Origin of the sequence: Streptomyces sp. PA03-6a, from assembly GCF_033792765.1 — a bacterium.
Lineage (GTDB): Bacteria > Actinomycetota > Actinomycetes > Streptomycetales > Streptomycetaceae > Actinacidiphila.
In genome coordinates this window covers 1-9,125 of sequence record NZ_JARAVK010000309.1, presented here as the reverse complement: position 1 = coordinate 9,125, position 9,125 = coordinate 1, and the positions used below count along the sequence as shown (strand labels likewise).

Here is a 9,125-nt window from a genome sequence, read left to right as displayed (position 1 = left end):
GCGTGTGGCGTACGGGGCGTCGACGGGGACGATCTCGCGGCCGAGCGGCACCAGGGAGATCGGCACCATCTTGAAGTTCGCGATGCCGAACGGGATGCCGATGATCGTCAGGCAGAAGCCGATGCCCGCGAGCACGTGGCCGATGGCGAGCCAGATCCCCGCGAAGATCAGCCAGATGATGTTCCCGAGCAGTGACCCGACGCCCGCGTCGCGGCGTTCCACCGTGGTGCGGCCGAAGGGCCACAGCACGTAGTTGGCGATCCTCAGGGACGCGATCCCCCAGGGGATGGTGATGATGAAGATGAACATCAGCAGGCCCAGCAGGGCGTAGCCGATGGCCATCCACAGGCCCCAGATGATCAGCCACACGACGTTCAGGACGATGTTGACCGCCTTCATTGCCCAAGCCTCCCATGCGTCCGGGGGCCCCGCCCGTCAGGAGGACGGGAGCCGCCGCTCCGTCAGCCGTCCTCCCCCACAGGGCCCGTACCCGCGGGCGGGCCGGACCGCACGTGGGCGTCAGCGGCGGTGGCCGGCCATCTCCTCGAGGCGGGCGATGCGCTCGCCCATCGGGGGGTGGGTCGAGAAGAGCTTGGACACGTCGCCGGGGCGGAACGGGTTGGCGATCATGAGGTGGCTGGTGGTCTCCAGCCGGGGTTCGGGCGGCAGCGGGGCGCGCTTGGTGCCCGTCTCCAGCTTGCGCAACGCCGAGGCGAGGGCGAGCGGGTCGCCGGTGAGGCGGGCGCCGGAGGCGTCGGCCTCGTACTCGCGGGAGCGGCTGACGGCGAGCTGGATGAGGGAGGCGGCGACCGGCCCGAGGATCATCATCAGGAGCAGGCCGAGCAGGCCCGGGCCCTCGTCGTCGTCGGAGCGGCCGATGGGGATCAGCCAGGCGAAGTTGACGAGGAACATCACCACCGAGGCCAGGGCACCGGCGACGGACGAGATGAGGATGTCGCGGTTGTACACGTGGCTCAGCTCGTGGCCGATGACGCCGCGCAGCTCGCGCTCGTCGAGGAGGCGCAGGATGCCCTCGGTGCAGCACACGGCGGCGTTGCGCGGGTTGCGGCCGGTGGCGAAGGCGTTGGGGGCCTCGGTCGGGGAGATGTAGAGCCGCGGCATGGGCTGCCGGGCGGAGGTGGAGAGTTCACGCACCATGCGGTACAGCGCCGGTGCCTCGAACTCGCTGACCGGGCGGGCGCGCATGGAGCGCAAGGCGATCTTGTCGCTGTTCCAGTAGGCGTAGGCGTTGGTCCCGAGGGCTACGACGAGTGCGACGATCAGTCCCGTACGGCCGAAGAAGCTGCCGATGACCAGGATGAGAGCCGACATTCCGCCCAGGAGCGCGGCGGTCTTCAGGCCGTTGTGCCGGCGGTGCACGGTACACCCTCCAAGGTGTGCATCGGGAGGACCTTCTCTCCTCGTCCAAGGAGAACCTCCCGTAGGGGCCAACGCCACCGGAGGGGCGTTAGTTCCCTTGTGCACCTTCTTCCGGGTGCTCAGAGCAGGGTGTCGGAGGCGAAGCGGAGGATGAGCTGGGGAGCGCCGGACAGCACGATCCCGACGACGGCGGTGAGCGCGATGGCGGCGCCGAGCGGGCGCGGCGTGCCGGCCGGGCGGGCGGTGACGGCCGGTTCCGTCCCGGGCTTCGCGAAGAGCAGCACCGTCCACCGAAGGTAGTAGACGAGTGCGATGACGACGTTGACGGCCATGACGGCGGCCAGCCAGCCGAGGTCCGCGTCGACGGCCGAGGAGAAGACGGCGACCTTGGCGAACAGGCCGATGACACCGGGCGGCAGGCCGGCCAGGCAGAGCAGGAAGAAGGCCATGGCCAGTGCGGCGAGCGGGTGGCTGCCGTGGAGGCCGCGGTAGTCGGTGAGGCGGTTGCGCGGCGCGGTGCGGGCGACGAGCGCGGCCACGCCGAAGGCGCCGAGGTTCACCGCGCCGTACATCAGCGCGTACGCGAGGGTGGTGCCGACCTGGCGGTCGGGGTCGGTGTACGCCGCGGCGGCGATCGGGACCAGCAGGTAGCCCGCCTGGCCGATGGACGACCAGGCCAGCAGGCGGACCGCGCTGCGCGGGCGGTCGGGGCGCTGCACCAGGGCGGCGACGTTGCCGACGGTCATGGTGAGGGCGGCCAGGACGGCGACGGCGGGGCCCCAGACGTGCGCGTACGGCCGGAAGGCGACGACGGTGACGAGGATGAGGCCGGCGAACCCGGCGGCCTTGCCGACGACCGACAGGTAGCCGGCGACCGGGAGCGGGGCGCCGGTGTAGGTGTCGGGCACCCAGAAGTGGAAGGGCGCGACGGCGAGCTTGAAGGCGAAGCCGACGACGGTGAGGGCGGCGCCGGCGGCGGCGAGGGTGTCCAGGCGGGGGTCGACGCCCTGCAGTCCCTTGGCCATGGCCTCCAGGTGGAGGGTGCCGGTGGCGGCGTAGACGAAGCTGACGCCCAGCAGGGTGACGGCGGTCGCGGCGACCGAGGACAGGAAGAACTTCAGGGCCGCCTCGCTCGAGAGCCGGTCGCCGCGGCGCAGGCCGACCAGGGCGAACGACGGGAGGGTGGTGACCTCCAGGGCGATCACGAGGGTCGCCAGGTCGCGGGAGGCGGGCAGCAGCGCGGCCCCGGAGGCCGAGGAGAGCAGCAGGAACCAGAACTCGCCGGCCGGCAGCTCGTCGAGGGTGTGCACCGACAGCAGGGCCGCGACGAGCGCTCCCGCCAGGACCAGCAACTGCACCACGAGGGTGAAGTGGTCGGCGACGTAGGAGCAGTCGGCCGGGCTGCCGACGAGGCAGAAGGTGGTGCGGTCGCCGTCGAGCAGCGGCAGCAGGCTCAGTCCGGCCAGCACGAGGCCGGCGAGGGTGATCCCCACCAGCGGCTGCTTGCGGCCGTCGGGCAGGAAGAGGTCGGCGACCAGCACGATGAGCGCGGCCGCCGCCACGATGGCGGGCGGGGCGATCGCGGCCCAGTCGACCGACTGGACGACGGAGGTGGCGAGGGTGCTCATCAGCTGCCTCCGAGCAGGGTGCGCACGGCCGGGTCGGTGAGGCCGAGCAGGGCGGCGGGCCAGAGGCCCGCGAGGACGGTCAGGACGACCAGCGGGGTCCAGGCCGCGAACTCGTAGCCCCGGACGTCGGCGAGGGCCGGCGCGGCGTGGACGGTGTCGCGTTCGCCCATGCAGACGCGGCGCACGACGAGGAGGAGGTACGCGGCGGTGAGCAGGGTGCCGAAGGCCGCGACCGCGGTGAAGACGAGGTAGGCGCCGCGGTCCAGGCCCGGGGCGGGCTTGAAGGAGCCGAACATCGCGAGCATCTCGCCCCAGAAGCCGGCCAGGCCCGGCAGGCCGAGGGAGGCGACGGCGGCGAAGGCCAGCAGGCCGCCCATGCGGGGGGCCTTGCCGTACAGCGCGGCGCCGGTCTGCCCGGCGAGGCCGTCGAGGTCGGTGGTGCCGTAGCGGTCCTTGAGGGCGCCGACCAGGAAGAAGAGCAGGCCGGTGATGAGTCCGTGGGCGATGTTGGCGAAGAGCGCGCCGTTGACGCCGGTGGTTGTCAGGCTGGCGATGCCGAGCAGCACGAAGCCCATGTGGCCGACGGAGCTGTACGCGATGAGGCGCTTGAGGTCGCCGCCGGCGCCGCGGCGGGCCAGGGCCAGGCAGGCCAGCGACCCGTAGACGATGCCGACGACCCCGAAGGCGGCCAGGTAAGGCGCGAAGGTCTGCATGCCCTCGGGGGCGATGGGCAGCAGGATCCGCACGAAGCCGTACGTGCCCATCTTGAGCAGGACGCCGGCCAGGAGCACCGAGCCGACCGTGGGGGCGGCGGTGTGGGCGTCGGGGAGCCAGCTGTGCAGCGGCCACATCGGGGTCTTGACGGCGAGGCCGAGTCCGATGGCGAGGACGGCGACCAGTTGCGTGGAGTGACTGAGAGCCGCTCCGGGGCCACTGTCGGTGGCGAGTGCCACCATGTCGAATGTGCCCGCCTTCAGCCCGATGAGGAGCAGGCCGAGCAGCATGATCACGGAGCCGAGCAGTGTGTAGAGGATGAAGCGCAGGGCGGACTTCTCCCGGTTCTCGCCGCCCCAGCGGGCGATGAGGAAGTACATCGGGATGAGGACCGTCTCGAAGGCGAGGAAGAAGAGCAGCAGGTCGAGCACGGCGAAGGTGGCGAGCGTGCCCGTCTCCAGGAGGAGCAGGAGCGCCACGAAGGCCTTCGGGGAAGGGCCCGCGGGCATCTTGAAGTAGCTGTAGAGCGCGCAGAGGAAGGTCAGCAGCGCGCTCAGGACGAAGAGGGGGAGGCTGATGCCGTCGATGCCGAGGTGGATGCGGATGCCGAGGGCCGGGATCCAGCTGATGTCGGTGCTCGCCTGCATCGTCGCGGGGTGGTCGTGGTCGAAGCCCACGACGAGGACGATGCTCAGGGCGAGGACGAGACCGGTGACGGTGACGCCGTGGCGCAGCACGGCCTGGTCGGGGTCCTTCCCCCGCAGACCGGGCGGGGGCGGCAACAGGGCCGCCGCGGCACCGAGCAGCGGCAGGACGACGGCGGCCGCGAGGACGTACTGGAGGACGGTGTCGTTCACGGCTCACGCTCCGACGGCGACGAGGACGGCGAGGATCACGGAGCCGGCCAGCAGCACGCTGATATAGGTCTGCACGTTGCCCGTCTGGGTGCGGCGCACGAGCGCGCCGAGCAGCCGGGGCAGTCCGCCCGCGCCGCGGACGTACGTCTCGACGACCTCGCGGTCGAGGAAGCGGACGAGGCCGGAGGCGGCGAGCACGGGGCGGACGAAGAGCGCCGCGTACAGGGCGTCGAGGCGGAAGCCGTGCGAGGCGGGCTCGAAGAGCGGGCCGAGCAGCAGGCGTCCGGGGTCGCCGGGGTCCCGGGCGGCGGCAACGTCGCCGTAGACCTGTTCGTGGGTCTGCGAGGCGGCGGCCTCGGTGAGCGCCGGCTCCTCGTCGGCCGCCGCGGGGACCAGGGCCCCCATGGGCGCGCCGCGGCGGGTCGCGGTGGCCTGCCAGGCGCCGTAGGTCGCCAGGATGCCGACGACGGCGAGGCCGACGCCGAGGATCGAGGTGACCAGGGTCGGGGCGAGCTCGTTGCCGTCGAGCCAGGCGGGGAGGTCGAAGAACGTCGGCACGAGGGAGACGGCACCGAAGGCGAGGGTGGGGATCGCCAGCACCCACAGCACGGCGGTCATGACGGCCGGTTCCTTGCCGTGGGCCTGGGGGGCCGCGGCGCCCTGGCCGCGGAAGGCGAGGAGGAACAGGCGCGTGGCGTAGCCCGCGGTGAGCACGGCGGTGACCAGCCCGGCGACCAGGACGAGCCAGCCGATTGCCGACGGGACGCCCTCGGCGTGGCCGGAGGCGGCGTGCTCGGCCGCCCGCAGCACCGACTCCTTGGAGAAGAAGCCGGAGAAGGGCGGGATCGCGGCCAGGGCGGCCAGCGCGATGCCCATGGTCCACATGGCGTCGGGGACGCGCTTGCCGAGGTCGCCCATGCGGGACATCGCGGCCAGCGAGTTGGTGCCGGCGGCGTGGATGACGACGCCGGCGGCGAGGAAGAGGAGGGCCTTGAAGGCACCGTGCGAGACCAGGTGGAATACGGCGGCGCTGCGGTCGCCGACGGCGAGGGCGGCGGCCATGTAGCCGAGCTGGCCGATCGTCGAGTAGGCGAGCACGCGTTTGATGTCGTCCTGGGCGAGCGCGGCCAGACCGGAGCCGATCATGGTGACGGCGGCCAGCACGCCGAGCACCGCGAGGGTGACGGTGGAGGCCTCGAAGACCGGCAGCAGCCGGGCGACGAGGTAGATGCCGGCCGCGACCATCGTGGCGGCGTGGATCAGCGCGGACACCGGGGTGGGGCCGGCCATCGCGTCGGGCAGCCAGGTGTGCAGCGGGAACTGCGCCGACTTGCCTGCGACGCCGGCGAGCAGCAGCAGGCCGACGACGGTCGGGTGCGTGATCCCGCCGTGGGTGGCCGCCGTGAGGATGCCGTTGATCCGGAACGTCCCGGCGTCGGCGGCGAGCGCGAAGACGCCGATCAGGAAGGGGACGTCGCCGAGCTTGGTGACCAGGAAGGCCTTGAGCGAGGCGGCCCGGGCGACCTCGGTCTCCCAGTAGTGGCCGACCAGGAAGTACGAGCAGATGCCCATGACCTCCCAGCCGACCAGCAGCACCATCAGGTCGCCGGTGTAGACGACCAGGAACATGGCGGCGGTGAAGAGGGAGACCAGGGCGGAGTAGGAGGCGTAGCGCGGGTCGTGGCGCAGGTAGGCCGTGGAGTACAGCTGCACGCAGGTGGCGACCAGGCCGACGAGGACGGCGATGAGGACCGCGAAGCCGTCGAGGTGCAGGGCGAGGTCGACGGGTACCGAGCCGGTCGGCGTGAGCCGGGTCGCGGCGTCGGTGGCCGGGCCGCTGCCCTGCCGTACGGCGACGACGACCGCCAGCACGAAGGCGGTCGCGGTGGGCAGCACGGCCAGCGGCCGGACGAAGCCGGGGGCTGTGCGGCCCAGCAGCAGCCCGCCGACGGCGCCGAGGAAGGGGAGGAGGGGGACGAGGACGGCGAGGGTCGTCAGGGTCACGCTGCGGCCTCGGCCTTCTCTTCGGGTGCGGAGGGCCCGTCCCCTTCGCCCTGCGGGTCGTGCGGGTCGTGCTCGGCGAGGTCGGTGAGGCGGTCGACGTCCGAGCTGCCCCGGTTGCGGTACACCAGCAGGACGATGGCGAGGCCGATGCCGATCTCGGCGGCGGCAATGACGATGACGAACAGCGTCAGCGCCTGCCCGGCGTGGAGGGTGTCGCGGAGCCAGACGTCGAAGGCGACCAGGTTGAGGTTGACCGCGTTCAGCATCAGCTCGACCGACATCAGGACGAGGATCGCGTTGCGCCGGGCGAGGACGCCGTACAGGCCGACGGAGAACAGGAGGACGGCGAGGACGGCGGGATAGGCGAGATGCATCAGCGCTCCCCCGGCTGCTGACGGGACTGCTTGCGGGACAGGACGATCGCACCGACGAGCGCGGCGAGCAGGAGCACGGACAGCGCCTCGAACGGCAGCACCCAGTGCCGGAAGAGGATCTGGCCGGTGACCTTGGTGGAGCCCTGCGCGGCGCCGTCCACGTCGATCCAGGTGGCCCGGAAGGCGTCCACCACGACCCACACCAGCGTGCCCGCGGCGGCGACGGCCACGGCCAGCGCCGCGATCCGGTTGCCCGAATCGGCGTCCGGGGAGCGGCCGATGGGCGCCTTGGTGAGCATCAGCCCGAACAGGACGAGCACCACGACCGACCCGACGTAGATCAGCACCTGCACCCAGGCGATGAACTCGGCGGTGAGCAGGAGGTATTCGACGGCGACGCCGCCGAGTGCGACGACCAGCCACAGCGCGGCGTGCACCAGCTGCTTGGTGGTGACGCTGACGACGGCGGCGGCGAGGGTCGCGACGCCCACGAGGACGAAGACGATCTCGACCCCGGTCGGGGACAGGAAACCGGGGTGGGCTGCGGAGAGGTTCACGCGTCTCCCCCCGGCTGCTCGGTCTCGGGCCCGGCCTCGGCGGCGGCGACCGCGGCGGCGGCCTTCTCCGCGGCCTTGCGGGCGGCACCGAGCTCCTTGGGCTCCTCGGCGGCCGGGTCGAGCGGCGGCGGGGCCGGCACCGTCCACATCCACTCGCGCAGCTTGTCGCGCTCGTGGGTGAGGTCGAGGATGTCGGTCTCGGCGTACTCGAACTCCGGCGACCAGAACAGGGCGTCGAAGGGGCACACCTCGATGCAGATGCCGCAGTACATGCAGAGCGAGAAGTCGATGGCGAAGCGGTCCAGCACGTTGCGGCTGCGCTCGCGGCCGCCGGGGGTGACGGCGGGCACCGTCTCCTTGTGGGAGTCGATGTAGATGCACCAGTCGGGGCACTCGCGGGCGCACAGCATGCAGACCGTGCAGTTCTCCTCGAACAGCGCGATCACGCCGCGGCTGCGGGGCGGCAGCTCGGGCTGCACCTCGGGGTACTGCGCGGTGTGCGAGCGCCGGGTCATCGTGCGCAAGGTGACGGCGAGGCCCTTGGCCAGGCCGGAACCGGGGATGCCCATCAGGAGATCACCACCTTCACCACGCCGGTGAGCGCGATCTGGGCCAGGGCGAGCGGGATGAGGACGGTCCAGGCGAACCTCTGCAGCTGGTCCTCGCGCAGGCGCGGGTACGTGACCCGGAGCCAGATGACGACGAAGGCCAGGGCCGCGGTCTTGAGCAGCGTCCACAGCCAGCCGAGGCTGCCGGACCAGGGGCCGTGCCAGCCGCCGAGGAACAGGACGGTGGTCAGGCCGCACAGCACGACGATGCCGGCGTACTCGGCGAGCAGGAACAGGGCGAAGCGCATGCCCGTGTACTCGGTGTAGGCACCGAAGATGATCTCGGAGTCCGCGACGGGCATGTCGAAGGGCGGCCGCTGGAGTTCGGCGAGGCCGGCGGTGAAGAACACGAAGGCGCCGATCAGCTGCCACGGCGTCCACCACCAGGCGTACGCGTCGACGATGCCGGGCAGCGAGAGCGTCCCGGCCGCCATGGCGACGGACGCGGCGGCGAGCAGCATCGGCAGCTCGTACGACATCAGCTGCGCGGCGGTGCGCAGACCGCCCAGGAGGGAGAACTTGTTGGCGGAGGCCCAGCCGGCCATGAGGGAGCCGAGCACGCCGACGCCCATGACGGCGAGCACGAAGAACAGGCCCGCGTCGATGTCCTGGCCGACGAGTCCGTCGGGACCGACCGGGATCGCGACGATGACCAGGAGGTAGGGCAGCAACGCGACGGCGGGCGCGAGTTGGAAGATCTTCCGGTCCGCGTCGGCCGGGACCACGTCCTCCTTCTGCGCGAACTTCACGCCGTCGGCGACGAGCTGGGCCCAGCCGTGGAAGCCGCCGGCGTACATGGGTCCGAGGCGGCCCTGCATGTGGGCCATGACCTTGTGCTCGGTCTGGCCGACGACGAGGGGCAGGACGAGGAAGGCGACGAGCACGGCGAGCAGCCGGAGGATCACTTCGAGGGCGTCGCTCACGGTGTGCTGCCTCCTTCTGCGTCGTTGCCCGGGGTGTCCGGGGTGTCCGGGGTGTCCGGGGTGTCCGGGGTGGTGCCGGG

At 71.9% G+C, this 9,125-nt stretch carries 9 protein-coding genes; all 9 read right to left on the bottom strand.

What is annotated here, in order from left to right; genetic code table 11:
* The coding region (locus PV350_RS40870; RefSeq protein ID WP_500338470.1) for a YccF domain-containing protein at nt 1–399 on the bottom strand (399 nt) is incomplete at its 3' end.
* A 120-nt stretch (nt 400–519) separates the two neighbouring features.
* Nucleotides 520–1,380, bottom strand: coding sequence for a zinc metalloprotease HtpX (gene htpX / locus PV350_RS40865; protein WP_499513369.1), 861 nt, complete (start codon nt 1,378–1,380; stop codon nt 520–522).
* Between the two features lie 119 nt (nt 1,381–1,499).
* The gene (locus PV350_RS40860) at nt 1,500–3,008 is read right to left on the bottom strand and encodes an NADH-quinone oxidoreductase subunit N (RefSeq protein WP_499513368.1); all 1,509 of its coding nucleotides are present in this window, start codon (nt 3,006–3,008) and stop codon (nt 1,500–1,502) included.
* A complete protein-coding gene (locus PV350_RS40855; protein ID WP_499513367.1) occupies nt 3,008–4,579 on the bottom strand; it encodes a complex I subunit 4 family protein in 1,572 nt (523 codons plus the stop codon). Before PV350_RS40855 ends, PV350_RS40860 begins: the two co-directional genes overlap by 1 nt.
* 3 nt (nt 4,580–4,582) lie before the next feature.
* Nucleotides 4,583–6,583: an NADH-quinone oxidoreductase subunit 5 family protein gene (locus PV350_RS40850; RefSeq protein WP_499513366.1), complete on the bottom strand. Its 2,001-nt coding sequence runs from the start codon at nt 6,581–6,583 to the stop codon at nt 4,583–4,585.
* Nucleotides 6,580–6,957, bottom strand: a complete 378-nt coding sequence (gene nuoK, locus PV350_RS40845; protein WP_499513365.1) for an NADH-quinone oxidoreductase subunit NuoK — start codon at nt 6,955–6,957, stop codon at nt 6,580–6,582. Before nuoK ends, PV350_RS40850 begins: the two co-directional genes overlap by 4 nt.
* Nucleotides 6,957–7,514, bottom strand: coding sequence for an NADH-quinone oxidoreductase subunit J family protein (locus PV350_RS40840; RefSeq protein ID WP_499513364.1), 558 nt, complete (start codon nt 7,512–7,514; stop codon nt 6,957–6,959). Before PV350_RS40840 ends, nuoK begins: the two co-directional genes overlap by 1 nt.
* Nucleotides 7,511–8,083 carry a NuoI/complex I 23 kDa subunit family protein gene (locus PV350_RS40835; protein WP_499513363.1) on the bottom strand — a complete coding sequence of 191 codons (573 nt, stop codon included), beginning with the start codon at nt 8,081–8,083 and terminating at the stop codon, nt 7,511–7,513. The genes PV350_RS40840 and PV350_RS40835 overlap by 4 nt, the downstream gene beginning before the upstream one ends.
* A complete protein-coding gene (gene nuoH / locus PV350_RS40830; RefSeq protein WP_499513362.1) occupies nt 8,083–9,045 on the bottom strand; it encodes an NADH-quinone oxidoreductase subunit NuoH in 963 nt (320 codons plus the stop codon). The genes PV350_RS40835 and nuoH overlap by 1 nt, the downstream gene beginning before the upstream one ends.
* Nucleotides 9,046–9,125: the final 80 nt, after the last annotated feature.